Genomic DNA, 22,624 nt, shown 5'->3' with positions numbered 1-22,624 from the left:
AAGTTTAAAGTTATTGAACTAAAAACCGATATTATTTTTAATCTATGCAAAGGTCGTACCTTTTATTTTATGTGACAAACTGTTGCTTAGATATTTAGTTTATTTCCTTTAGAGTTCTAGCCCAGATAGCAGAGGAAATCCTTTTTTAGTTTTTCTAAAAAAGATTGCAACGAATAGCTGGAATAGCTTCTAAAAAAAAGCGTCAAAATCATATTGACTTTGACGCTCAAATATACTATAATTTTGGATTTATTCGTTGTACATTGCTGCAACAAATTGCTCATATGTAACTTTTTTGGCTTTAGGATTGGCTTTTTCTTTGAAAAGTTGCAACATTTTTTCTGCTACCACTTGCTCTGAAAGTTTTTTAACCTCCTCTTGATTTGAAAGTACACGCGCTACAATTCCTTCAACCTCTTCATCGGTTGGATTCATTTGACCGTATTGTGCCATTTGCTGACGGATTGCATTTGCAGTAAATGCTTTTAAGTCTTCAAAAGTGATTTGAGTGTTACTTTGTGCCAATGCTTTTCCTTCGATTAATTTAAAACGCAATCCTTTTTCAGAACGGTTGTATTCAACCTCTGCTTCTTCTGCAGATAATTTTTTCTCACCTACAGTTTGCAACCATCTTACAAGGAATTCTTTTGGCAAGTCAAATTTGGTGTTTTCAATTAAGAAATCTTGAACATCTGCCATTAATTTTTGCTCTGATTGTGTAGCAAAATGTTTTTCGGCATCTTCCTTGATTTTTGCTTTAACTTCTTCCACTGAGGTTACTACTCCAGGTCCGAAAAGTTTATCAAATAACTCTTGGTTTAATTCTGCTGGTTCGTGTGACACAACTTCATCAATAGTAAACGTAACTTTTACATCTAAATCGTGTACCACATCATGCGACACATTTAAATAATCCATTAGTTTGTGTGCATCATGAAATAACCCGTTGGTTTTCATTGTGATTACATCACCTACTTTTTTACCAATAAAAGACTTTGCTAATTTTGCATCCGCTAATTCTTCAAGGTCAATTGTAGTTCGGTTGTTAATTCCTTCTGCTTCGTTTACAAATACTCCTGAAACATCATTCCCTTTATCAACAACTGTTTGAGAGATTATTTTTCCGTATTGTTTTTGAATTCTTGCTACTTGCGCATCTAGCATTGCGTCGTCTGCAACAATTTCATATTTTACGATGTTATTTTTTGCATCTAAATTGATTTCGAATTCTGGAGCAATTCCAATTTCAAATTCAAAAGTTAACTCCTCCTCATTCCAATTAAAATTTTCATTCACTTTAGGTAGTGGAGAACCAAGAAGGTTTATTCTTTCTGATTGCAAAAAGCGCTCCAAAGCTAGGTTTACCACTTTGTTTACTTCTTCAACTTTTATTGCAGCACCGTATTGTTTTTCTACTAATGCTTTTGGCACTGCTCCTTTACGGAACCCTTTTACAGTTGCCAACGGCATTTTTTCATTAATTCTTTTTGCTACTTGACCTTTGTAATCCATGTGTGGAACGGTAAGTACAATTACTTCATTTACTGCATCTATTGCAACTCTTTTAATATCCATCTTGATAATTTTTATATAATAAAATTGGGTTGCAAAATTATAACATTTTTGCAACCCAACCAAGTTTTTATTATGCTGATTTTTATTTGTTTTCTCCAGCAAGTTTATACACAACCGACTGGGATAATGAAAGTATGATGCTGAATAAAAGCGCTCCAAAAAAGCCCTTTACCACAAAGCCGTCAACAAGATTTGCGCACAATGCAATCATACCAGCATTTATAATTAATAAAAAAAGGCCGAGTGAAAATACAGTTATTGGAAAAGTAAAAAATACAAATATTGGTTTTACAAAAACATTCAACAATCCTAAAACTATTGCTACAATTATTGCCGATTTTACTCCGGCAACGTGTGCAATACTTGGGAAAAAATAAGAAATGATTAAAACCAAAATTGAGGTTACAAGAATTCTAAAAAGTAAATTCATAGGATATAGTTTATTTTAAAAATTTAGCCGTTTCCTCAAAAAACATTTTTGGGTTTTCGGCATGCAGCCAATGACCTACATTTGGAATGGTTGCTAATTCAAAATTAGGAAAATGTTTTTTTATTTCGGGTAAATCGGAATCTAAAATGTAATTTGAATTTCCACCGCGAATAAATAGAGTTGGATTTTCAAAGTAGGCGCTTGCTGGCAATGCAGTTCCAATTACTTCAATTTTAGCATTAAAAACAGCTAAGTTAAAACGGTAAGCCAATTGACCAGGTTCTTTCCAATACAAGTTTTTCATCAAAAATTGACGGGTTCCAAAATCAGGAATGTATGGATAAAGTGTTTCTTCAACCTGAGCTCGGTCTGGTTTTTCAGAAAAATCTACAGCGTTCAATCCAGCTAGAATTTCTTGGTGGTGAGGCGCATAGTATTTCGGACCAATATCAGCCACAATTAATTTTTCTACGCGTTCTGGATAGGTAGTTGCAAACAACATCGCTACTTTGCCTCCCATAGAATGTCCTATGATTGAAACCTTGTCTAAATCATTTTCTTGGCAATATTCTAGAACATCTTGCGCCATGATTTCGTAAGAAAAATTATCTGAATGAAAACTTTTTCCGTGATTTCTTAAATCTAAAATATGTACTTGAATACCTTCGGCAGCATAAAGCGATCCGAAAGATTTCCAATTATCGGACATACCCAAAAATCCGTGGATGATTAACAAGGGTTTGCCTTGACCTTCTATTCTTGAATATAACATTTTGTTATTTTAATTTTTGCAAATACATGTTTACTACATTATCCAATCCCAAATAAAGTGCTTCCGAAATTAGGGCATGCCCAATAGAAACTTCTAGTAAACCGGGAATATTTTCTTTGAAAAATTGAATATTATCCAAACTCAAATCGTGTCCGGCATTTATTCCTAATCCCAATTCATTAGCGAAAACAGCAGCTTTAGCATACGATTCAATTCCTTTTTTATTCCCTAAACCATATTGGTGTGCAAATTCTTCGGTATACAATTCAATTCGATCGGTTCCCGTAGCTTTTGCTCCTTCAATCATTTCTAAAATAGGATCTACAAAAATAGAAGTTCGTATTCCGTTACGTTGAAACTCAGCAATAACTTCCGTCAAATAAGTTTGATTTTTTATCGTATCCCAACCTGCAGAAGATGTTATGGCTCCTATGTCATCAGGAACCAAAGTAACTTGTGTTGGCTTGCATTCTAAAACCAAATCGATAAAATTATGCTGCGGATTTCCTTCAATATTATATTCAGTATATACAATCGTTTTTAAATCGCGTGCATCTTGATAACGAATATGTCTTTCGTCTGGACGCGGATGAATGGTAATTCCGTGCGCTCCAAATTTTTGAATATCTTTTGCAACTTGAAGTAAATCGGGCACATTGCCTCCACGTGCATTACGCAAAGTGGCAATTTTATTGATGTTTACACTTAATTTTGTCATTGGTTCTTTTTGTATTTCATTTTAGAAATTGTGGTTACAAAAATACAAAGTTAAAATAAGGTTTTATGTTCAAAAATTTGATTATTTTGCAACGAATATTGAACACCAATTATGACCGAAATTTCCGAATACATTTCAAACGACTTCAAAGCTATTGATAGCCAAGAAACTATTGCTGATGTGCAATCGTTTTTTGACGAAGTTGCCTTTTCGCATTTTTCGGTACTAAAAGAAGGTGTTTATATTGGATGCATAGCTGCAGATGATGTAGAGACTTTTGATTTTGACAAAAAAGTAAGCGATTACAAATATACTTTGGAAGGCTTTTTTGCCCGAACCAATATGAATTGGCTGGATGTATTGGAAGTTTTTGCGAAAAACCATTGTAACATCGTTCCGGTTTTGGATGAAGACAACTCCTATTTGGGTTATTATGAATTGGAAGATGTAGTAAAATTCTTATATGAAACGCCGTTTTTAAAAAACCATGGTGCAATAATTGTAGTAGAAAAAAATGCTGTAGATTATTCTATTGGTCAAATTACACAAATTGTAGAAAGCAATAACGGAAAGTTGTTGGGGCTATTTATTTCGGATGCTTCCGCAGATAAAGTCCAGGTTACAATTAAAATTGCATTGGGCCCAATGAATGATATCATCCAAACTTTTAGAAGATATAATTATGATATCTTATCAGAACATCACGAAGACAATTATATTAATAGTTTGAAAGAACGATCTGAATATTTAGATAAATACTTAAATATTTAATTAAGTAGCAAAACTTTAGAAAATGAAAGTAGCCATTTTTGGTCAATATTATCAAAACGACACGCGTCCAATTATTAAAGACATTTTTGTTTTTTTTAACGCCAATAATGTAGAATTGGTTATTGAAGATACTTTTTTGAAAATATTGTATGAAGAAAATATTGTTCAAAAAGAATATAAAACCTTTAATAGTTTCGAGTGCATAGACAGCAGTTTTGATATTATGGTAAGTATTGGTGGCGACGGAACTATATTAAGAGCTGCAACCTATGTAAGAAATTCTGGTGTTCCAATTATCGGTATCAATGCTGGTAGATTGGGATTTTTAGCCAAAGTCCAAAAAGGAAATATTGAGGCATTTCTTCAATTAGTGTTAGAAAAAAAATATACTATTTCTAAAAGAACATTACTGAGCTTGGAGTGCCATCCAGAAAACAAGCAAATTTCGGAACTTAATTTTGCCATGAACGAAATTAGTGTGAGCAGAAAAGATACCACTTCAATGATTACCATTGATACTGCATTAAATGACGAACATTTAAATTCGTATTGGGCAGATGGATTAATTGTATCAACGCCAACAGGATCAACAGGTTATTCCTTAAGCTGTGGCGGACCCGTTTTAACTCCCGATGTAAAAGTTTTGGTAATTACTCCAATCGCTCCACATAATCTAAATGCAAGACCTTTGGTAATTTCTGATGACACCAAAATCACTTTGCAAGTTTCTGGAAGAGAAGATCAATATTTAGTTTCATTGGATTCTAGAATTGCAACTTTAGATAAAAATGCTGTTCTTACAATTAGCAAAACTCCATTTCAAATTAACATGGTTGAGATTCCAGAAGAAACCTTCCTAAAAACCTTACGAAATAAACTTTTATGGGGAGAAGATAAGCGAAATTAATACTCTTATTCATACTACAAACCCTTATTTTTCGTTTGATAACTATTCGTTTGCAAAAGAAATGCAAAGAAAACTCTAATGTTGTTAAATATAATTTGTTTTTAATACTAATATGATGCCTTATTAGTTGCTTTAATTGTTATATTTGCACGCTATTTTTCGATTAATGAAAAAATTTATTTTTTATATTTTTATTTTAGGAATAACAAAATTAAGTGCTCAAATTCATGAAGTTGGTTTTTTGTTGGGGGGTAGCAATTATATAGGAGATGTTGGCAATACAGATTTTATTGCGCCAAATCAACCGGCTTATGGAATTTTGTATAAATGGAACAAAAGCCCAAGGCATGCTTGGAGAATATCATACATACAAACTAAAATTGCTGGAAATGATTTAGATTCAAAAGTACCTGGTAGATATAAAAGAGGCTATAATTTTGAAAATAACATTTCTGAAATATCGGCTGGATTAGAGTTTAATTTTTTTGATTTTAATCTTCATGAATTTGGAGTAAAGGTAACTCCTTACATCTATTCAGGTTTAAGTTATACCATGTATGAAGAGCTGTATTTTGTAAATGGAATAAGAAAAAAAGACAGTGATGGACGAGCATTTACAATCCCAATGATAATAGGAATTAAATCAAATATTACACCGGCATTAATTTTAGGATTAGAAGTTGGAAGCAGGTATACATATACAGATAATTTAGACGGAAGTAATCCGAAAAACGCTAATTTAGCGTCCTTAAAATTTGGGAACTTAAATAGTAGAGATTGGTATGTAGTAAGTGGCATTACACTAACTTATACTTTTGGAGAAAAGCCCTGCTACTGTTCATATTAACAAAATGAGTTTAATAGAATCAATAAATACCGAAAAACTGCCTAACCATCTTGCAATTATCATGGATGGAAATGGTCGTTGGGCTAAACAAAAGGGCTTGTTGCGTTCATTAGGACACGAAAATGGAACTAAATCTGTAAAAAAAACTGTTGAAGCATGTGCTAAGTTAGGAATTGGAAATTTAACATTATATGCTTTTTCTACTGAAAATTGGAGTAGACCAAAACTAGAAGTGGATACGCTAATGAAATTATTAGTTCATTCTCTAAAAAAAGAATTAAAAACATTACAAAAAAATAATATCCGATTGAATTCAATTGGAAATTTATCAAAATTACCCTCACCTATTTTAAAAGAACTTGATGAGGTTATTGAAAAAACAAAAAACAACTCTAGAATGACACTAACCTTAGCTTTAAGTTATGGGTCTCGTGAGGAACTATTAAATGTTGTTAAAATTATTAGTGATAAAGTTAAAAATAATATAATTTCGGTTGAAGCTATTAATGAATCAATTATTAATCAGCATCTTTACACGCGCAATTTACCTGATGTTGATTTATTAATTAGAACTAGTGGTGAGCACAGAATAAGTAATTTTTTATTATGGCAAATAGCCTATTCAGAATTATTTTTTACCGAGGTATTATGGCCCGATTTTACAGAAGAAAATTTATATGAAGCAATTATCAGCTATCAAAAAAGAGAACGAAGATTTGGAAAAACTAGCGAACAAATTAAATAAAATTAAAGTGCTTAAAAACTATACCTACTATTACATAACGCTTATATTATTAGGAGTTGTTTCTACATCATTTGCCCAAAATAATGTCACATTTGATCAAGGTAAGAAATATATTTTAGCCAATGTTAATGTTATCGGAAAAATAAGCTATAACGAACAAACTGTAGTTACTTTTGCTGGTCTTGAAAAAGGACAAAACATAACAGTACCAGGAGAAGAGGTTAGTAACGCAATAAAAAAATTAGGAAAACTTGGACTTTTTAGCGCCATAGATTTTTATATAAATGAAGTTAAAGAAGACAGTATCTATTTAGATTTAGAAATAACTGAAATCCCTAAATTAAAAGAAGTTAAATTTGTTGGAGTTAAGAAAAATAAAGTCGAAGAATTAATTAAAGAAAATTCTTTAACTAAAGGAAAGATAGTAAACGAAAATTTATTAACTACTACCAAAAATTATTTAGAAAATAAATACAAAAAAGACGGTTTTTTCAATACAAAAGTTTCTATAAGAACCATTGCCGATACTACAGATAATGGAGTAAATATGTTAATTAATATTGACAAAGGAAATAAACTTAAAATTCGACAAATTTCCTTTGAAGGGAATGAAAAGTTCTCAGATAAAAAACTTCGTAAAGCATTAAAGAATACCAAACAAGTTAACCCAATAAGGGTTTTTAAAGCGTCAAAATTTATTAAAAATAAATTCGAAGAAGATTTAGTAAAATTAGTTGAAACATACAAAGAAAAAGGGTATAGAGATGCTAGAGTTGTTTCTGACTCAGTTTGGTTAGACAAAAAAAGAAACAAACTAGGAATTAATATTAAAGTAGAAGAGGGTCAAAAATATTACTTTGGTAATATTAAATTTTTAGGAAATTCTGTTTATTCAGATCAACTTTTAGGTAGTATTCTTGGAATTAAAAAAGGAGATTCATATAACGGAGTGCTGCTTGAAAAAAGAATTGCAGATAAAACTAAACCTGACGGAGAGGACATTACAAATCTTTATCAAAATAATGGTTACTTATTTTCTACTATTAACCCTGTTGAAGTTAAAACTGTAAATGATTCTATCGACTTTGAAATTAGAGTTACTGAGGGACCTATTGCTTATTTTAACAAAATATCGGTAGTTGGAAACGATAAAACCAACGATAAAGTAATCTATAGAGAATTAAGAACAAAACCAGGTGAAAAATATAGTAAAGATGATTTAGTTCGTACAATTCGAGAAATTGGACAACTAGGTTTCTTTGATCCTGAGGCAATTGATCCAAAATTTAAAAATGTAGATCCAACAGCTGGTACAGTAGATATTGAATACAACTTGGTAGAAAAAGGATCTAGCCAAATTGAACTCCAAGGTGGTTATGGCGGTGGCGGTTTCATAGGAACTTTAGGATTGTCTTTCAATAACTTTTCAATGCGTAACATCTTTAAAAAAGAAGCATACCATCCGCTTCCTATGGGTGATGGACAAAAAGTTTCATTGAGATTACAGGCAAGTACTTTTTTTAGAACCTATAGCTTATCATTCTCTGAACCATGGTTTGGAGGAAAAAAACCGGTTAGTTTTTCAACCTCTATTTCTCAAAGTATACAATATCTTTTCTCCGGTTCATTTAATAGTATTGATAAAAACAAAAGTTTCAACATTACTTCTATTAATGTTGGTATCGCAAAAAGACTTACTATACCAGATGATTATTTTGTATTGTCAACAGGTATAAGTTTCCAACACTATGATTTAAATAATTACAATACCGGTTTATTCACATTTGGAAATGGATCGTCTAAAAACTTTGCATTCAATATAGGATTGACAAGAAATAGTAAAGGGGTAAATCCTATTTTCCCTACAAAAGGTTCAGAATTTAGTATTTCTACTAAATTTTCATTACCATATTCTTATTTTAATAATATAGACTATGCTAATTTAAAAAATTTAGCTGAGTACAAAAAAACATATGAATCTTCTTCAATTGCTGATCAAAACTTTGGAGCGGATGGAGTTTATATTAATAATGGTGATTATATAAAAACAGCTACAGTAGTTAACCCTCAAGGACAAACAGTAACCGGAATTGTTCGAACCGATAATTACCAAGAAGCCGATGTGAATCAAGGAAAAGTAGATCAAAAAAGATTTGATTGGTTAGAATTTTATAAAATAAAAGCTAAATTTGATTGGTATAGTAAATTATTTGGCAGTGATCAAAATGCTCTAGTATTAAGATCGCTAGCAGAATTTGGGTACCTTGGAGCCTTTAATTCAGATAGAGGAATAGTTCCTTTCGAACGATTTTTTGTTGGCGGTGATGGATTAGCAAATTTTGCCTTAGATGGAAGAGAAGTAATTCAATTAAGAGGTTATCCTAATCAATCCTTATCTTCTGCTGCAGGCGGTTCAATTTACAACAAGTTTTCATTAGAACTAAGGTATCCACTAACATTAAAAGCTGCAGCCTCTATATATGGATTAACATTTCTTGAGGGCGGAACAGCCTTTGACAATTTTCAAGAATATAATCCGTTTATATTTCAGAGATCTGCTGGATTTGGAATTAGAATTTTTATGCCAGCATTTGGATTATTAGGAATAGATTTTGCTCATGGATTTGATCCAATTCCTGGTACCAGTGAAAAAAGTGGATGGCAAACACATTTTATTATTGGTCAACAATTTTAGTATATTTGCCTAATAAAGATTAATAATATAACCATTATGAAAAAATATATAACAGCATTTCTCTTCGCAACATTATTATTTAATAGTAATGTAAATGCGCAATCTAGAGGAATTAAAATTGGTTATATTGATATGGAATACATACTTGAAAAAACTTCAAGTTATGCCGAAGCAAAAAACCAATTAGAGCAAAAAGCTGAGAAATGGAAACAAGAAATTGAAGCAAAGAAAAGCGATATTGCTAAACTTAAAGAAGCTTTAAAAACTGAAAAAGTTTTATTGACTAAGGAATTAATTGAAGAAAGAGAAGCAGAAATTGCATTTCAAGAAAATGAAATGTCCGAGTATCAACAAAAAAAGTTTGGTCCAAATGGAGAATTAATTGTTCAAAAAGCAATGCTTATAAAACCAATTCAAGATCAAGTATTTAATGCTGTTCAGGATTTAGCAGAAGCTAGAAAATATGACTACATTTTTGACAAATCGTCAAATTTGACTATGCTATTTGCAGCAAATAAACATGATCTTAGCGAACGCGTGATTCAAGCATTAACCCGATCGGAAAAAAGGGAACAAATGACTAAAAAGCAACAAAAACTTGAAGAAGAAAATCAAAGAAAACAAGATTTGTTGGATGATAACCCTGAAATGTCAGAAAAACAAAGACTTGCCGAGGAAAGAAAAGCGGCTCGTTTAAAAATGGTTGAAGATAAAAAAATAGCTGCAGAAGAAAAGAGAGCTGCTGCAGAAGCTAAAAGAAAACAACAACAAGAAGAAGCTGCAGCTAAAAGAAATGGCACAGTTTCTGCTAAGAATTCAGCAGACGATCCAAAAGAAAACTCTAAACCAGTAAATACAGAGGTAGCAGATAAAAAAGCTGCTGCAGAAGAAGCGAAGAAAAAAACATTAGAAGAAAGACAAAAAGCACTTGAAGAAAGAAAAAAAGTCGCTGAAGAAAGAAGATTAAAAATAATTGCTGATAGAGAAGCAGTCAAAAAAGCAAAAGAAGAAGCAAAAAACAAAAAACCCTAATAAATAAAACAATAATAAAACAAAAAATGATGAAAAAAATTAAAACCCTTATGATAGCTGCAATAGCTTTAGTTGGATTTCAAACCGTTAACGCACAAGCTAAAACTGCTCATGTAGATGTAAATGAATTAATGTCAAAAATGCCAGCGGTATTAGACGCTCAAAATCAATTAAAAAAATTAAGTGATACGTATACTGCAGAGTATAAAACAATGGTTGAAGAATACCAAGGTAAATTAAAAAAATACGATACAGAAGCGAGCACTGTAACTGATGCTGTTAATCAAACGCGCCAACAAGAGGTTCAAGATATGGCTAAAAGAATTAGTGATTATCAAGAAACTGCTCAAAAAGATTTACAAAAGAAAGAATCTGACTTAATGAAACCTATTACAGATAAAGTAAAAGCTTCAATTCAAAAAGTTGGTAAACTAAAAGGTTATCAATATGTAATTAATGCATCAGATCTTTTATTAGCTGATGGTCCAGATTTAACTGCTGACATTAAAAAAGATTTAGGATTTTAATATCTTAACAACACAAAAAACCAAAACTGCTCGAATTATTTGAGCAGTTTTTTTTTACATTTGTTTTATGATAAATAAAAATCCAATAGGACTTTTTGATTCAGGAATTGGCGGCACTTCTATTTGGAAGGAAATTCACCAATTACTTCCTTCAGAAGATACAATTTATCTTGCGGATAGTAAAAACGCACCTTACGGACAAAAATCAAAAGAAGAAATTATTGAACTTAGCTGTAAGAATACCGAATTTCTTTTAGATCAAAATTGCAAACTAATTGTAGTTGCCTGCAACACCGCAACTACCAACGCAATTAAGGAATTACGAGCTAAATACAATGTCCCTTTTATTGGGATTGAGCCAGCAATTAAGCCAGCAGCATTACATTCAAAAACACAAAAAATTGGCATACTTGCTACTAAAGGAACTCTTAATAGTGAATTGTTTTATAAAAATGTAGAGCAATATCAAGACATCCAAATTATTGAACAAATAGGATTTGGATTGGTAGAATTAATTGAAGGAGGTAAAATAGATTCTGCAGAAATGCATGAATTATTACTAAAATATCTTAATCCAATGGTTCAAGCCAATATAGATTACTTGGTACTTGGATGCAGCCATTACCCCTATTTAATTCCACAAATTAAAAAAATTATTCCAAAAAAAATTACTATTATAGATTCTGGTGAAGCTGTTGCAAGACAAACAAAAAAAGTTCTTGAAGAAGTGGTTGGCATGAATGAAAATACTCATCTAAGCAAAAACTTGTTTTACACAAATACAAATCCGGAAGTACTTAAAGAAATATTGGAAAACAAATACCCCATTATTGCTCAAGATTTCTAGAGTATTCTGCCATACATTATTACTAATAGTTACGCTCAAAAAGAGTATCTTTGCAAAAATAATTCAGCATGAATAATTCCAATAAAAAACGACCAAGCTCAAGTAAACCGAACTCTGATAGAAAAAAATCGGCTTCAAGTTCAAAGCCTGCAATGCCAAAAAGAGCTCAAAACAGAAAGCCGGTCGTTAAAAAAGATTCCCCAAATATTCCAAAACCAATAAAATCTGACGAAATCCGATTAAATAAATACATTGCCAATTCTGGAGCTTGCTCAAGAAGAGATGCAGATATATATATTCAATCGGGGAATGTAAAAGTAAATGGTGTAGCCGTAACAGAAATGGGGTACAAAGTTAAGCCTGGCGATGTGGTAAATTTTGATGGAGCCGTTTTAACACCAGAAAAAAAAGAATACATTTTATTAAATAAACCTAAAAACTTCACGACATCGGCAGAAGAAGTTGAACATAGAAATGTTTCTGAATTAATAAAAGGAGCTTCAATTGCTTCACTTTCTCCAATTGGAAGAATGGACAAAAACACAACTGGTTTATTATTATTTACAAATGATACCGATATCATTAGAAAATTTAGTTTACCAAATCAAAAATCTGCTAAAATTTACCAAGTTACTTTAGATAAAAATTTAAAATTTGAAGATTTAGAAAAAATACAATCAGGTGTAACCTTAGACGGCCATCGACTATATGTAGACGAAATTAGTTACATTGAAAATGAAGCTAAAAATGAAATTGGTATAAAATTACGTACGCCTAATGTAAAAGTGGTGAGAGCTATTTTTGAGAATTTCAAATACACGGTAATTAAAGTTGACCGCGTAGCATTTGCTGGATTAACAAAGAAAAATCTACCAAGAGGAAATTGGAGAGCACTTACAGAACAAGAAATAATTAATATCAAAAATATGTAACCACGCTAAAGCGTGGTTTTTTGAATATGGTAATACAAAAAAACTTATCTATCGCACATGCTTGGTTTGAAGCATTTAATTCACATAATTTAGAGAAATTAATTTCGTTATATGATGATGAAGCCAAACATTATAGCCCAAAATTAAAGATTAGACATCCTGAAACTAACGGTCTAGTCACCGGAAAAGAGGCATTAAGAGAATGGTGGAGAGATGCTTTTGAGAGATTGCCTTCATTGCATTACAAAGTAACTTCATTAACCGCAAATTCGGATAGAGTTTTTATGGAATACATAAGAATTGTTGACCAAGAAGAAAACATGTTGGTAGCCGAAGTATTGGAAATTAAAGAAGGGCTTATTGTTACGTCACGGGTTTACCATGGATAATACTAATTCAGCAAAAGTTGATTTATTTAAATAATTTTACAAAATAACTATCTTTACAAAATAGAAGTCAAACGTAAACTTGTGGCATTTTACTATGGGAAAACTAATTTACATTAATACCGTTAAAAATTATTCGGAAGGTTTTATGAAAGCGCTTTTAGAATATTCACCTAAATTAATTTCTGCTTTAGTAATCTTAATTGTTGGATTATATGCTATTCGATTTATTAATAGATTGGCAAAGAAAATAATGATAAAAAGAAATTTAGATCCTACGTTATCTAAATTCTTAGCCGATATATTAATTTGGGTGTTACGCGTGTTGCTATTTGTAACTTTCATATCCAAATTAGGAATCGAAACTTCTTCTTTTGTAGCAATTCTTGGAGCTGCCGGTTTGGCAGTTGGATTGTCTTTACAAGGTTCTCTTTCAAATTTTGCTGGTGGAATGTTAATTATTTTATTCAAGCCATTTAGAGTTGGCGACACAATTGAAGCGCAAGGAGTAATTGGCACAGTTACCGAAATACAAATTTTTGTAACCAAATTACTAACTGCAAACAACCAAACTATTTTTATACCAAACGCCAACTTATCAAACGGAATAATTACCAATTATTCGATTTCTGGAATACGAAGATTGGATTTAGTGTTTTCACTTTCTTATGATACCGATATTAAATTAGCTAAAGAAACTGTTTTGCAGGTTATACAGAATCATGATAAAATATTAAAATCTCCTGAACCAATAGTTTTAGTCAAAGATTTAACCGATTCTGCTATTCATTTGGCAATTAGACCTTGGATAAAAAACGAAGATTTTGGAGTGGTTTCTTCTGATATTTTAGAAAACTGCAAGTCTGCTTTTGAAGAAAAAGGAATTGCAACTATGCCATTCAGTAGAGAACTTTCTAAGTAATTATTTAGCAAATAAAAAGTCTTTCAAATAGTAGGGCTCGAAATAAGCCACATCTTCAAAGTCTTTTTCTAAATATTTTTGATAGGAAATAGTACTCATTTCTTTAGCAGAAGGATATTGAATAGCATCCAAAAAAACAAAATTAGATTTTGTCAACACCGATTTTACTTTTTCATTACTATCTCCAATAAAGTAAATCTTATCAGAAATTGCAGCAAAACTTTCTTCTGAGATAATTTCAGCTTGAACTTCTCTTATTTTTTGCTTATTTGAATCAAAAATAGCGCTGTAAACTTCCATTCTACGAGCATCAATCATCGGGATTATCAATCCATCATTCTCTGAAACTTCATGTGCTAACGCTAATAAAGTATCAACCGAAATTAATGGAATTTGCAAGGCATAACTCAATCCTTTTGCTGCAGAAACACCTATTCGCAAACCGGTATATGAGCCAGGACCTTGACTAACAGCAATTGCGCTTAATTGTGAAAATGAAATTGCAGCTTCCTGAATTACATCCTGAATAAATAAATGCAATTTTTCGGCATGGGAATACCCAAGTTCCGATATTTCTTTACAAACTAATGTTTTACCATTTGCAGCAATAGAAACCGAACAGTTTTTAGTAGCCGTTTCAATATTAAGAATATAATGCATCGTTAATTCAAAAGATTATTTTTTGGATTTATCCTTATCTTTTGTTGTTGCTAATTTTACTTTATCACCAGAATTTAAATCTTTTGAAACAGTAACAAAAGGACCCGTAATTACTTCATCGCCTTTTTTCAAACCAGAGATTATTTCAATGTTAGTATCATCTTGAATTCCAGTTTTTACTATTCTAATTTTGGCTTTATCTCCAACTTTTACAAAAACACATTCTAGTTTTTTATCACTTTTAGTTTTTACTTTATCTCCAGATTCAGGTACTTCAATTTTTGGAGTAGCAGTTGTATCCGATTTAATCACAACAGAACTAATTGGAATACCAATAACATTTTCTTTTCTCTTAGTAATGATATCTACAGTTGCAGTCATTCCTGGTCTAAAAGGTGAATAGGTAGCTGGTTTCCCTTCTATTAAATCTTGATACGATTCTTTTAGAATTCTAACTTTTACTTTAAAATTTGTTACTTGATCAGCAGTTGTAGCCGAGCTTGCAGAATTTGAAATACTGGTTACCACTCCTTTAAATTCTTTTTTCAAATAGGCGTCAACTTGAATTTTAGTTTCGTCACCAATATTTATTTTAACGATGTCGTTTTCATTTACATCAACTTCAACTTCCATGTTGTTAAGGTTAGCAACGCGAAGCAATTCAGTTCCAGCCATTTGTTGCGTTCCTAAGATACGCTCTCCTAATTCTACACTTAGCTTAGAAATAGTTCCGTCATTTGGTGAATAAATTGTAGTTCTTCCTAAGTTGTCTTTAGCTTCTTTTACAGATGCAGAGGCACTTTGTACATTAAAATAGGCGGTTTGTTTATTGGCTTTAGCAACTTCAAATGAAGCAATTGCTCTCTCCCACTCCGATTTAGAAATAATGCCTTTTTCATAAAGCGTTTTGTTTCTTTGATAACTTGCTTGAGCTTCTTTGAAAGACGCATCAGCTTGGCTTAATCCAGATTTAGTTCCAGAATAATTAGATATAGATCTATTTAACCCAGAAGTATATAAGTCAGGGTTTATTCTAACTAATAAATCACCTTTTTTAACAACTTGACCTTCTTTAATAGGCAAATCAATAATTTCACCTGAAACTTGTGAAGATATTTTAACTTCAATTTCTGGTTGAATTTTTCCTGTTGCAGAAACGGTCTCTACAATTGTTATTTCATTTGCCTTAGCAATATCAACTTCAATAGCATTGTCTTTATTTCCAATAACTCCGGCTTTAGATAGCGCTATTAAAACAACAATTAATGCAACAAATACTCCAATAATAATGTAAATTTTCTTTTTTGACATGATCTATTATTTTTCTATGATAGGGATTCCGAAATAAAATTCTACTACTTTAACTTTAAAAATGTAATCGTATTTTGTTCTCAATACTTCCGATTGGGCATTGGTGTATAGCGTTTGAGATTGAGCAAAATCAAAACTATTCATCAAGCCAACTACATATTTTTCTTTAGCATAAACATATGCTTCATTTCTAGATTCAAATGCTGCAATTGCTGACTCGTAGGAATTAAGCGCCGCTTTTGCATTAGTAATTGCAGTATAAACATTTCGCTCTAAATCTAAAACAACTTGTTTCTCATTAATTTTAGATCGTTCTAACTCTACTTTAAATCGATCTAAATTATTTTTTGCAGAGAATCCATTTAATATTGGAATATTCAATTGAACTCCAAAATTATGTCCTTTATTGTTACTGATTTGATCCATAAAAGAAAGTGGACCAGTTAAAATAGGTGTGCCATTTGCATTAAAACCTATAACTCTATCAGCATAACTAACTCTAGAGCTAAAACTATAAAACCCCGTTAAACTTGGTTGAAAAGCCCCTTTGGCAATTTTTACATCTTTTTGTGCAAGCTCTAAATTTGCCTTAGCTATTTTAAGTTCTACTCTATCTTGTTTAGCTTTTGCAACAATATTTTCTGGTTTTTCTAACATGGTAGGGCTTGATGTTGCTGGATAATCTTCTTCAGCAATTTCAAATGATTGAAAATCTTCAATTTGAAGTAATTGTGCCAAACTTAAATTTGATAAAAATAAACTGTTTTCGGCCGCGATTACTTTTTGTTTGTCAAGAGCTACTGTTGCTTTTACATCTAATAAATCCCCTCTTGCAACAACTCCAGCAGTTACCAATTCCTCACTTCTTAATTGTTGTTTTTCATCATTAGCTAATTGCTCTTTTTGAACTTTTAGGTTTTCTTTATTAAATAATATTTGTAAAAAAGCATTAGCAACATTCAAAGAAATATCATCTTTCATTTTTGTAACCTGATATTGAGCCGCAATGATAGAAAGATTTGCTTTTCGTAATCTGTTTTGATTTTGCAAACCATTATAAATGGTAATATTAGAATTCAATCCTGCAGATGTAAATTGGGTAGTTTGATTTTCTAACAAACCCGTTGTTATATTCTGATTCAAACCAATATTCCATGAATGGGAAGCATTGGCATTTAAATTAGGTAAAAAACTTCCAATTGCCGTATTTTTTCCAATAGCTGTAGTTTCCAAATCTAATTCGGATTGCTTAATTGAAATGTTATTTTTAATAGCATAATCAACACATTCCCGTAAAGTCCATTTTTTGTTTTGTGCTATTGCAGAAAACCCTACAAAACACATAAACAGTAAAATCAATTTAACCGATACTTTTTTCATATTCCTATTTTCAATAGTGAAAACCTAATGCAAATTTAATTCTTTATTATGAATACCTCTCACTAATTACTCCTTAATCTGACGATTATTTAGTATTTTTGTTACATAAATTAAGAAAAAAATTTTAGTATTAAATGAAAAAAATTATTGCCTCACTATTCGCCTTCACGCTACCCTTATTACTAATAGGTTGTTCAACAACTAGTAAAATTGAAGCTTTAAAACCAGAACCTTCTGTAAATACTAAAATTGCATACAACAACACGACTTCTTTTGTTAGCATGCCCTTAGAAATTTCGTTAAATGAAATTGAAAATCAATTAAATAAATCGCTAAACGGATTAATCTATGAGGATACTAATCTTGAAGATGACAAAACAGAAATGAAAATTTGGAAGACTGCACCCATTAAATTAATTGATAAAGAGGGTAAAGTTGAAACTGTACTTCCATTAAAAATATGGGCAAAATTTAAGTACGGCACAGATTTTATGGGACTGAATGATACCAAAGAAATAGAACTAAACGGCACCATAACTTTGTTAAGCAATGTAAAATTATCTAATTGGAAAATGAGTACCGACTCAAAAATAAAAGACTATAATTGGACTGAAAGTCCAAGTATTTTAGTTGCGGGGAAGAAGGTGCCAATCACTTATATTATCAATCCAACTTTATCCATATTTAAATCAAAAATGGCTAAAAAAATTGACGAAGCAATTGAAGCATCATGCGACTTTAAACCTTATGTCTTAAATGTAATTAAAACCATTAGTACACCATTTGAAGTAAATTCTCAATACGAAACTTGGTTTAAATTAAACCCAATTGAAGTGAATGTAACTGATGCATTGGTCTCAAAAAGTAAAATTTCAATGGACTTAGGACTAAAATGCACCATGCAAACCATGATCGGTCAAAAACCAAATGCTGCTTTTAATAAAGACGCAATCCTTTTTAAATCGGCCGATAAAATAGCTGATAAAACAACTGCAACTGTAGCTGCTGTTTCTACCTATGAGAGCGCTTCGCGAATAATAACAAAAAACTTTCAAGGGAAAGAATTTGCTTCTGGCAAAAGAAAAATTGTGATTCAGAAAGTAGATTTATGGGCAAAAGATGGACGCATGATTATTGCTCTTGAAATGACTGGCAGTTTAAATGGAACCATTTATTTAAGTGGAATTCCTAACTACAACACTACTACTAAGGAAATCTATTTTGACCAAATGGATTATGTTTTAAACACAAAAGGGCTTCTAACAAAAACTGCAAATTGGTTATTGCAAGGGGTTATTTTGAAGAAAATTCAAGAAAATTGTAAATATTCAATAAAGGAAAACCTTGAAGAAGGGAAAAAGAATTTATTGCCATATTTGAGCAATTATTCGCCAATGAAAGGGGTGTTTGTAAATGGAACTTTGAATGATTTTGAATTTGAAAAAGTAGAACTTACAAATAATGCCATAATTGCATTTATAACCACATCTGGAAAAATGAATGTAAAAATTGAAGGAATGGAATAACTTAGGATTCCTTTTTCTTGGTATACATTCTATATACAATTACTCCAACCACTGCTACTAGCACATAAGGTATTACCATCAGGTAAACAATTCCGTCATTTATTGCTTCGGCCTTAGCGGTACTTCCTTCGCTTTCCAAAGAGGCACGACACATAGCACATTGGGCTTGGGTATTGAGAGTAGAAAATATAGACAATAGAATATAGAGAATACCTTTTGAGAAAAAAGTATTACTTCCAACTTCCAACTTCCAACAACTAATTTTAGTTTGCATAATAAGGTGCAATCATAAGATAAACTACAACCCCAGTTACGGCAACATATAGCCAAAGTGGAAATGTAATTTTTGCTAATTTTTTATGATTATCAAATTGCCCTGCTAAAGCTTTTACATAAGTAAATAACACTAAAGGAATTATGGTAACTGATAAAGCAATATGGGTTAATAAAAGAAAAAAATACACATATTTTATTGCGCCTTCCCCACCAAATTTAGTTGGATCTGCAGTCATATGATAGGCAACATACATAAGTAAAAAAACTACTGAACAAACGATTGCCGATGTCATTAACTTTTCATGAACTGCTCGATTTCCTTTTTTTATTGCAACTACTGCAGAAACTAATAATGCAGCAGTAATCCCGTTTATAGTTGCATAAATTGGAGGTAAAAAAGAAAGTGGCGCTACATTAATTCCGAAATCTTTTAATCGGATGCTAAAAAGTAATACAACCGCAACCGGAATGATAATTGAAACTAATATAATAGGTGTTTTGAATTTCTTTTCTAGGTTAGAATTTTCCATGTTATTCGTTTAATAATAAATTAATATCTTCTTTTATGGCATCCACTCCAGTTTGTTCTAAACCGTCATAATATAAAATTGGGTTGCCTTGTTTGTCTTTTCTACATCTAATGTTTCCTTCTTTGTCAATAAGCGCAAAAAGTCCGGAATGTTCAAAATTTCCTAATGCCTTATTGTTCTCACCAACATAAAGATTGAAACCTTTGTTGGCTAAATTAAAAATATAATCTTTATCTCCGGTAAGAAAATTCCAATTTTCTGAAGTAATTTCTAATTTCTTAGCGTGTTCCTTTAAAACCTCTGGAGTATCGTTTTCAGGATTAATTGTGATGGAAGCGATAGCAAAGTTTTTATCTTTAGAAAACATCTTATCAATTTCCGCCATATTCTTATTCATGATAGGACAAATAGATGGGCAGGTTGAAAAGAAAAATTCTAATACATACACTTTACCGGCATAATTTTTATTTGATATTTTGATGTTGTTTTGATTAGTTAATTCAAATGCTGGAGCGGGTCCAACTTTATATAATGCATCTTCCTTGATCATTTCATTTGAAAGACTCATTCTATCATTTTGTACTAACCCCCCATTTTTTATTCTATTTACTATTCGTGGAATAAATATAATTCCGAATATTAAAATAATTAAAGAAATTCCGATATAGGATTTATTTTTCATTGGAAAGTAATTGTTTGGTTGCGTTGTGATTTTTCTTTAAAGCCAAACGGTATTCAGCTAATATAATTTTTACATCGTCTATCATTTGATTATAAAGCTCAGAAACAAACTTAGTATTATATCCTTCTTTATATTCAACTTTCCCTTTTTTATCTTGACCTTTTCTGCCGCGAAGGTTTCTATTTTTATCTATAATAAATACATTTGGCGTTCCTAATTTAGCATCTAATTTGCCAACCAATTTTAGTGAATTATAATACCCTAAAATTTCATCTGGAGTGCCAAAAACAAAATTCCATCCCGCTTGAGTTCCAAGTGAAACTAATATTTTTTGTAATTCTTTTACTTCATTTTGAGTTCCATCTGGCATTATCATTACCATTTGAAAATCTTTAAAATTTTTATTTCTATCAAATATTTTTTCATATAAATTAAAAACATTGCCTTTATGCTGCAACACATCTTGACCAATAAATCCTAAAACCGTAATTTTTCCTTTTAAATTAACCGGCTTATCATCTAATGTTTTCCAAGAATTTATTTCTGGAATATTTGAAGTTATTGTTGGCAACTTTGCAAAACTATTAATGCCCGAAGCAAAAAAAAGATAGGCAACTATAGGAAGAATAAACAGAACGAAAAGCACTAAATTCTTTTTCATTAGAATTATAAATTTTGGTTGATACAAAAATAAAAAAAAGGTACGCAATGCGTACCTTTTTTTTGAATTAATATAGTATTAAAAATTCCATTTAATTGTGGCGTCTTTAAACACTCCGAAGACATAATTTCCTTCGGTTAACAATATAAAAGTTAAATATAAAATTAAGAAAATTACAGTCCAAACTACAGATCTTCTTAAGATAGTAGTTTCACCTTCCATGTGCATGAAGGCCCAAACAATGTAATATGCTTTAAAAATTGTAAGGATAATAAAGATCCAATTAAGTAAATTCATACCAATAAAATTGGTCATATGAAGCGATTCTGGTTTAATTATCCCAAGGATAACCTCTACTGTTGTTACAACAGATAGGATTCCAAAAACCAACCAAATTCTTTTTGTATTAGAAACGTGCTCGTGTGACATAATATATAATTTCTATGATATTAAACTAAATAGAAGAATGTAAATACGAAAACCCAAACTAAATCGACAAAGTGCCAGTAAAGTCCAACTTTTTCAACCATTTCATAGGTTCTTCTTTTTTCATAAGTTCCTATAAGAACATTAATGAAAATAATGATATTGATAATAACTCCAGAGAATACGTGAAAACCGTGAAAACCTGTAATAAAGAAGAAGAAATCAGCAAATAATTTACTTCCGTATTCGTTTCTATGTAAGTTCGCTCCTTCGATAACAATTATTCCATCTGCTAATCTTTTTTCAGATTCTGCTCTTGATAAGATAATTTTATGTTTTGGAGAATTCAAAGCTGGATTTTCATTAACTCCTTTAGTAGTAGCTATAGTTTCTGGAGAGTTAATAGTTTCAATTCTAACTAATAAATCAGGATGCGATTTAAAACCTGCTTGAACTTGCTCTAAAGAATAAGTTGGTATTGAACTTTCTTCCATAAACCATTTTCCTTTGCTACGAGTAAGTTGCTCTCTTTCTTTAGGAATACTAGTATCTGCAAATTCTTCTAATGCTACTCTTTTTCCTGTTGCGTCTACAAATTGTAATAAACTTCCTCCTTTTGATTCTACCGCACCATATTCACCTTTAATAAAGTTTTTCCATTCCCATGCTTGTGAACCAACGAAGATAAGACCTCCTATGATAGTCAAGAACATGTAAAATGCTACTTTACTTTGTTTCATGTGGTGACCTGCATCTACAGCTAAAACCATAGTTACAGAAGAACCAATTAAAATAAAAGTCATTAACGCCACATAGTACATTGGCATAGAAACACCATGTGCAAATGGAAAGTGTGTAAACACCTCATCAGCTAATGGCCATGTTTCGATAAATTTAAATCTTGAAAAACCGTAAGCAGCCAAAAAACCAGAAAAAGTTAATGCATCTGAAACGATGAAAAACCACATCATTAATTTTCCGTAACTTGCTCCTAATGGCTCATTTCCGCCATCCCAAGTTTTTCCTACAGTAGTTGTAGCAGTACCTTTCGATCCCATAAAAAAGT

25 protein-coding genes are annotated in these 22,624 nt (G+C 31.3%); 12 read left to right on the top strand and 13 right to left on the bottom strand.

The annotated features are described in order from the left end of the window. Nucleotides 1–249 precede the first annotated feature (249 nt). The 4 genes from ABWO08_RS00760 to ABWO08_RS00745 all read right to left on the bottom strand — a co-directional run bounded on the left by ABWO08_RS00760 (nucleotide 250) and on the right by ABWO08_RS00745 (nucleotide 3,495). Entirely contained in the window at nucleotides 250–1,575 is a 1,326-nt protein-coding gene (locus ABWO08_RS00760; protein WP_353083014.1) for a trigger factor, read from the bottom strand. Nucleotides 1,576–1,657: 82 nt separating this feature from the next. Continuing rightward, entirely contained in the window at nucleotides 1,658–2,005 is a 348-nt protein-coding gene (locus tag ABWO08_RS00755; protein ID WP_353083012.1) for a phage holin family protein, read from the bottom strand. Between the two features lie 10 nt (nucleotides 2,006–2,015). Next, nucleotides 2,016–2,777, bottom strand: a complete 762-nt coding sequence (locus ABWO08_RS00750) for an alpha/beta fold hydrolase (protein WP_353083010.1) — start codon at nucleotides 2,775–2,777, stop codon at nucleotides 2,016–2,018. Nucleotides 2,778–2,781: 4 nt separating this feature from the next. Then, nucleotides 2,782–3,495, bottom strand: a complete 714-nt coding sequence (locus ABWO08_RS00745) for a pyridoxine 5'-phosphate synthase (RefSeq protein WP_353083008.1) — start codon at nucleotides 3,493–3,495, stop codon at nucleotides 2,782–2,784. Between the two features lie 111 nt (nucleotides 3,496–3,606). Between ABWO08_RS00745 and ABWO08_RS00740 the strand changes: the two genes are divergently transcribed. The 11 genes from ABWO08_RS00740 (at nucleotide 3,607) to ABWO08_RS00690 (ending at nucleotide 14,106) form a co-directional block, all read left to right on the top strand. Then, nucleotides 3,607–4,266, top strand: a complete 660-nt coding sequence (locus ABWO08_RS00740) for a CBS domain-containing protein (protein ID WP_353083006.1) — start codon at nucleotides 3,607–3,609, stop codon at nucleotides 4,264–4,266. Between the two features lie 22 nt (nucleotides 4,267–4,288). Then, a complete protein-coding gene (locus ABWO08_RS00735; protein WP_353083004.1) occupies nucleotides 4,289–5,173 on the top strand; it encodes an NAD kinase in 885 nt (294 codons plus the stop codon). A gap of 166 nt (nucleotides 5,174–5,339) precedes the next feature. Next, nucleotides 5,340–6,020 carry a type IX secretion system protein PorG gene (gene porG / locus ABWO08_RS00730; protein ID WP_353083002.1) on the top strand — a complete coding sequence of 227 codons (681 nt, stop codon included), beginning with the start codon at nucleotides 5,340–5,342 and terminating at the stop codon, nucleotides 6,018–6,020. 4 nt (nucleotides 6,021–6,024) lie between these two features. Continuing rightward, complete coding sequence (gene uppS, locus ABWO08_RS00725) at nucleotides 6,025–6,765, top strand: undecaprenyl pyrophosphate synthase (protein ID WP_353083000.1); 741 nt, start codon at nucleotides 6,025–6,027, stop codon at nucleotides 6,763–6,765. Then, entirely contained in the window at nucleotides 6,698–9,460 is a 2,763-nt protein-coding gene (gene bamA / locus ABWO08_RS00720) for an outer membrane protein assembly factor BamA (protein WP_353082998.1), read from the top strand. The genes uppS and bamA overlap by 68 nt, the downstream gene beginning before the upstream one ends. A 36-nt stretch (nucleotides 9,461–9,496) precedes the next feature. After that, nucleotides 9,497–10,492 (top strand): OmpH/Skp family outer membrane protein, encoded by a 996-nt coding sequence (locus tag ABWO08_RS00715; protein WP_353082996.1) that lies wholly within the window; start codon nucleotides 9,497–9,499, stop codon nucleotides 10,490–10,492. Between the two features lie 29 nt (nucleotides 10,493–10,521). Then, nucleotides 10,522–11,019, top strand: coding sequence for an OmpH/Skp family outer membrane protein (locus ABWO08_RS00710; RefSeq protein WP_353082994.1), 498 nt, complete (start codon nucleotides 10,522–10,524; stop codon nucleotides 11,017–11,019). Nucleotides 11,020–11,086: 67 nt separating this feature from the next. Continuing rightward, nucleotides 11,087–11,866: a glutamate racemase gene (gene murI / locus ABWO08_RS00705; protein ID WP_353082992.1), complete on the top strand. Its 780-nt coding sequence runs from the start codon at nucleotides 11,087–11,089 to the stop codon at nucleotides 11,864–11,866. Between the two features lie 68 nt (nucleotides 11,867–11,934). Further along, nucleotides 11,935–12,798 carry a pseudouridine synthase gene (locus ABWO08_RS00700; RefSeq protein ID WP_353082990.1) on the top strand — a complete coding sequence of 288 codons (864 nt, stop codon included), beginning with the start codon at nucleotides 11,935–11,937 and terminating at the stop codon, nucleotides 12,796–12,798. Between the two features lie 26 nt (nucleotides 12,799–12,824). Further along, a complete protein-coding gene (locus ABWO08_RS00695; RefSeq protein WP_353082988.1) occupies nucleotides 12,825–13,187 on the top strand; it encodes a nuclear transport factor 2 family protein in 363 nt (120 codons plus the stop codon). A gap of 94 nt (nucleotides 13,188–13,281) precedes the next feature. Then, nucleotides 13,282–14,106 (top strand): mechanosensitive ion channel family protein, encoded by an 825-nt coding sequence (locus tag ABWO08_RS00690; protein WP_353082986.1) that lies wholly within the window; start codon nucleotides 13,282–13,284, stop codon nucleotides 14,104–14,106. On the opposite strand, the gene tsaB is transcribed toward ABWO08_RS00690, so the two are convergent. Genes tsaB through ABWO08_RS00675 form a run of 3 tightly spaced genes read right to left on the bottom strand, consistent with a single transcriptional unit; the run spans nucleotide 14,107 to nucleotide 17,457 of the window. Continuing rightward, nucleotides 14,107–14,766, bottom strand: a complete 660-nt coding sequence (tsaB, locus tag ABWO08_RS00685) for a tRNA (adenosine(37)-N6)-threonylcarbamoyltransferase complex dimerization subunit type 1 TsaB (protein WP_353082985.1) — start codon at nucleotides 14,764–14,766, stop codon at nucleotides 14,107–14,109. It abuts the gene before it with no gap. Nucleotides 14,767–14,781: 15 nt separating this feature from the next. Continuing rightward, nucleotides 14,782–16,077 carry an efflux RND transporter periplasmic adaptor subunit gene (locus ABWO08_RS00680; protein WP_353082983.1) on the bottom strand — a complete coding sequence of 432 codons (1,296 nt, stop codon included), beginning with the start codon at nucleotides 16,075–16,077 and terminating at the stop codon, nucleotides 14,782–14,784. Between the two features lie 6 nt (nucleotides 16,078–16,083). Beyond that, nucleotides 16,084–17,457 carry a TolC family protein gene (locus ABWO08_RS00675; RefSeq protein WP_353082981.1) on the bottom strand — a complete coding sequence of 458 codons (1,374 nt, stop codon included), beginning with the start codon at nucleotides 17,455–17,457 and terminating at the stop codon, nucleotides 16,084–16,086. A gap of 134 nt (nucleotides 17,458–17,591) precedes the next feature. Between ABWO08_RS00675 and ABWO08_RS00670 the strand changes: the two genes are divergently transcribed. After that, nucleotides 17,592–18,983 carry a DUF4403 family protein gene (locus tag ABWO08_RS00670; protein ID WP_353082979.1) on the top strand — a complete coding sequence of 464 codons (1,392 nt, stop codon included), beginning with the start codon at nucleotides 17,592–17,594 and terminating at the stop codon, nucleotides 18,981–18,983. 1 nt (nucleotide 18,984) lies between these two features. On the opposite strand, the gene ABWO08_RS00665 is transcribed toward ABWO08_RS00670, so the two are convergent. The 6 genes from ABWO08_RS00665 to ABWO08_RS00640 all read right to left on the bottom strand — a co-directional run bounded on the left by ABWO08_RS00665 (nucleotide 18,985) and on the right by ABWO08_RS00640 (nucleotide 22,616). Next, nucleotides 18,985–19,257 (bottom strand): CAMCR motif-containing small membrane protein, encoded by a 273-nt coding sequence (locus ABWO08_RS00665; RefSeq protein WP_353082977.1) that lies wholly within the window; start codon nucleotides 19,255–19,257, stop codon nucleotides 18,985–18,987. Beyond that, nucleotides 19,247–19,789: a DUF420 domain-containing protein gene (locus ABWO08_RS00660; protein WP_353082975.1), complete on the bottom strand. Its 543-nt coding sequence runs from the start codon at nucleotides 19,787–19,789 to the stop codon at nucleotides 19,247–19,249. The genes ABWO08_RS00665 and ABWO08_RS00660 overlap by 11 nt, the downstream gene beginning before the upstream one ends. A gap of 1 nt (nucleotide 19,790) precedes the next feature. Further along, nucleotides 19,791–20,471, bottom strand: a complete 681-nt coding sequence (locus ABWO08_RS00655) for an SCO family protein (RefSeq protein ID WP_353082974.1) — start codon at nucleotides 20,469–20,471, stop codon at nucleotides 19,791–19,793. Continuing rightward, nucleotides 20,461–21,132 carry a hypothetical protein gene (locus ABWO08_RS00650; protein WP_353082972.1) on the bottom strand — a complete coding sequence of 224 codons (672 nt, stop codon included), beginning with the start codon at nucleotides 21,130–21,132 and terminating at the stop codon, nucleotides 20,461–20,463. Before ABWO08_RS00650 ends, ABWO08_RS00655 begins: the two co-directional genes overlap by 11 nt. Nucleotides 21,133–21,210: 78 nt before the next feature. Continuing rightward, nucleotides 21,211–21,561, bottom strand: a complete 351-nt coding sequence (locus tag ABWO08_RS00645) for a cytochrome C oxidase subunit IV family protein (RefSeq protein WP_353082970.1) — start codon at nucleotides 21,559–21,561, stop codon at nucleotides 21,211–21,213. Between the two features lie 20 nt (nucleotides 21,562–21,581). After that, the gene (locus ABWO08_RS00640; protein WP_353082969.1) at nucleotides 21,582–22,616 is read right to left on the bottom strand and encodes a cytochrome c oxidase subunit 3; all 1,035 of its coding nucleotides are present in this window, start codon (nucleotides 22,614–22,616) and stop codon (nucleotides 21,582–21,584) included. Nucleotides 22,617–22,624: the final 8 nt, after the last annotated feature.

Source organism: Flavobacterium sp. (genome assembly GCF_040383245.1).
Lineage (GTDB): Bacteria > Bacteroidota > Bacteroidia > Flavobacteriales > Flavobacteriaceae > Flavobacterium.
The sequence above is the reverse complement of the archived record's forward strand: the minus strand, read 5'-3'. Positions and strand labels throughout refer to the sequence as shown.

Coding starts and splice junctions, on each gene's coding strand:
- ABWO08_RS00715 (WP_353082996.1), top strand. CDS start 9,497: ATGAAAAAATATATAACAGCATTTCTCTTCGCAACATTATTATTTAAT.
- ABWO08_RS00710 (WP_353082994.1), top strand. CDS start 10,522: ATGAAAAAAATTAAAACCCTTATGATAGCTGCAATAGCTTTAGTTGGA.
- ABWO08_RS00670 (WP_353082979.1), top strand. CDS start 17,592: ATGAAAAAAATTATTGCCTCACTATTCGCCTTCACGCTACCCTTATTA.
- ABWO08_RS00640 (WP_353082969.1), bottom strand. CDS start 22,616: ATGGGATCGAAAGGTACTGCTACAACTACTGTAGGAAAAACTTGGGAT.
- murI (WP_353082992.1), top strand. CDS start 11,087: ATGATAAATAAAAATCCAATAGGACTTTTTGATTCAGGAATTGGCGGC.
- ABWO08_RS00680 (WP_353082983.1), bottom strand. CDS start 16,077: ATGTCAAAAAAGAAAATTTACATTATTATTGGAGTATTTGTTGCATTA.
- ABWO08_RS00645 (WP_353082970.1), bottom strand. CDS start 21,561: ATGTCACACGAGCACGTTTCTAATACAAAAAGAATTTGGTTGGTTTTT.
- porG (WP_353083002.1), top strand. CDS start 5,340: ATGAAAAAATTTATTTTTTATATTTTTATTTTAGGAATAACAAAATTA.
- uppS (WP_353083000.1), top strand. CDS start 6,025: ATGAGTTTAATAGAATCAATAAATACCGAAAAACTGCCTAACCATCTT.
- ABWO08_RS00675 (WP_353082981.1), bottom strand. CDS start 17,457: ATGAAAAAAGTATCGGTTAAATTGATTTTACTGTTTATGTGTTTTGTA.
- tsaB (WP_353082985.1), bottom strand. CDS start 14,766: ATGCATTATATTCTTAATATTGAAACGGCTACTAAAAACTGTTCGGTT.
- ABWO08_RS00655 (WP_353082974.1), bottom strand. CDS start 20,471: ATGAAAAATAAATCCTATATCGGAATTTCTTTAATTATTTTAATATTC.
- ABWO08_RS00755 (WP_353083012.1), bottom strand. CDS start 2,005: ATGAATTTACTTTTTAGAATTCTTGTAACCTCAATTTTGGTTTTAATC.
- ABWO08_RS00700 (WP_353082990.1), top strand. CDS start 11,935: ATGAATAATTCCAATAAAAAACGACCAAGCTCAAGTAAACCGAACTCT.
- ABWO08_RS00750 (WP_353083010.1), bottom strand. CDS start 2,777: ATGTTATATTCAAGAATAGAAGGTCAAGGCAAACCCTTGTTAATCATC.
- ABWO08_RS00665 (WP_353082977.1), bottom strand. CDS start 19,257: ATGCAAACTAAAATTAGTTGTTGGAAGTTGGAAGTTGGAAGTAATACT.
- ABWO08_RS00660 (WP_353082975.1), bottom strand. CDS start 19,789: ATGGAAAATTCTAACCTAGAAAAGAAATTCAAAACACCTATTATATTA.
- ABWO08_RS00740 (WP_353083006.1), top strand. CDS start 3,607: ATGACCGAAATTTCCGAATACATTTCAAACGACTTCAAAGCTATTGAT.
- bamA (WP_353082998.1), top strand. CDS start 6,698: ATGAAGCAATTATCAGCTATCAAAAAAGAGAACGAAGATTTGGAAAAA.
- ABWO08_RS00690 (WP_353082986.1), top strand. CDS start 13,282: ATGGGAAAACTAATTTACATTAATACCGTTAAAAATTATTCGGAAGGT.
- ABWO08_RS00650 (WP_353082972.1), bottom strand. CDS start 21,132: ATGAAAAAGAATTTAGTGCTTTTCGTTCTGTTTATTCTTCCTATAGTT.
- ABWO08_RS00745 (WP_353083008.1), bottom strand. CDS start 3,495: ATGACAAAATTAAGTGTAAACATCAATAAAATTGCCACTTTGCGTAAT.
- ABWO08_RS00760 (WP_353083014.1), bottom strand. CDS start 1,575: ATGGATATTAAAAGAGTTGCAATAGATGCAGTAAATGAAGTAATTGTA.
- ABWO08_RS00735 (WP_353083004.1), top strand. CDS start 4,289: ATGAAAGTAGCCATTTTTGGTCAATATTATCAAAACGACACGCGTCCA.
- ABWO08_RS00695 (WP_353082988.1), top strand. CDS start 12,825: ATGGTAATACAAAAAAACTTATCTATCGCACATGCTTGGTTTGAAGCA.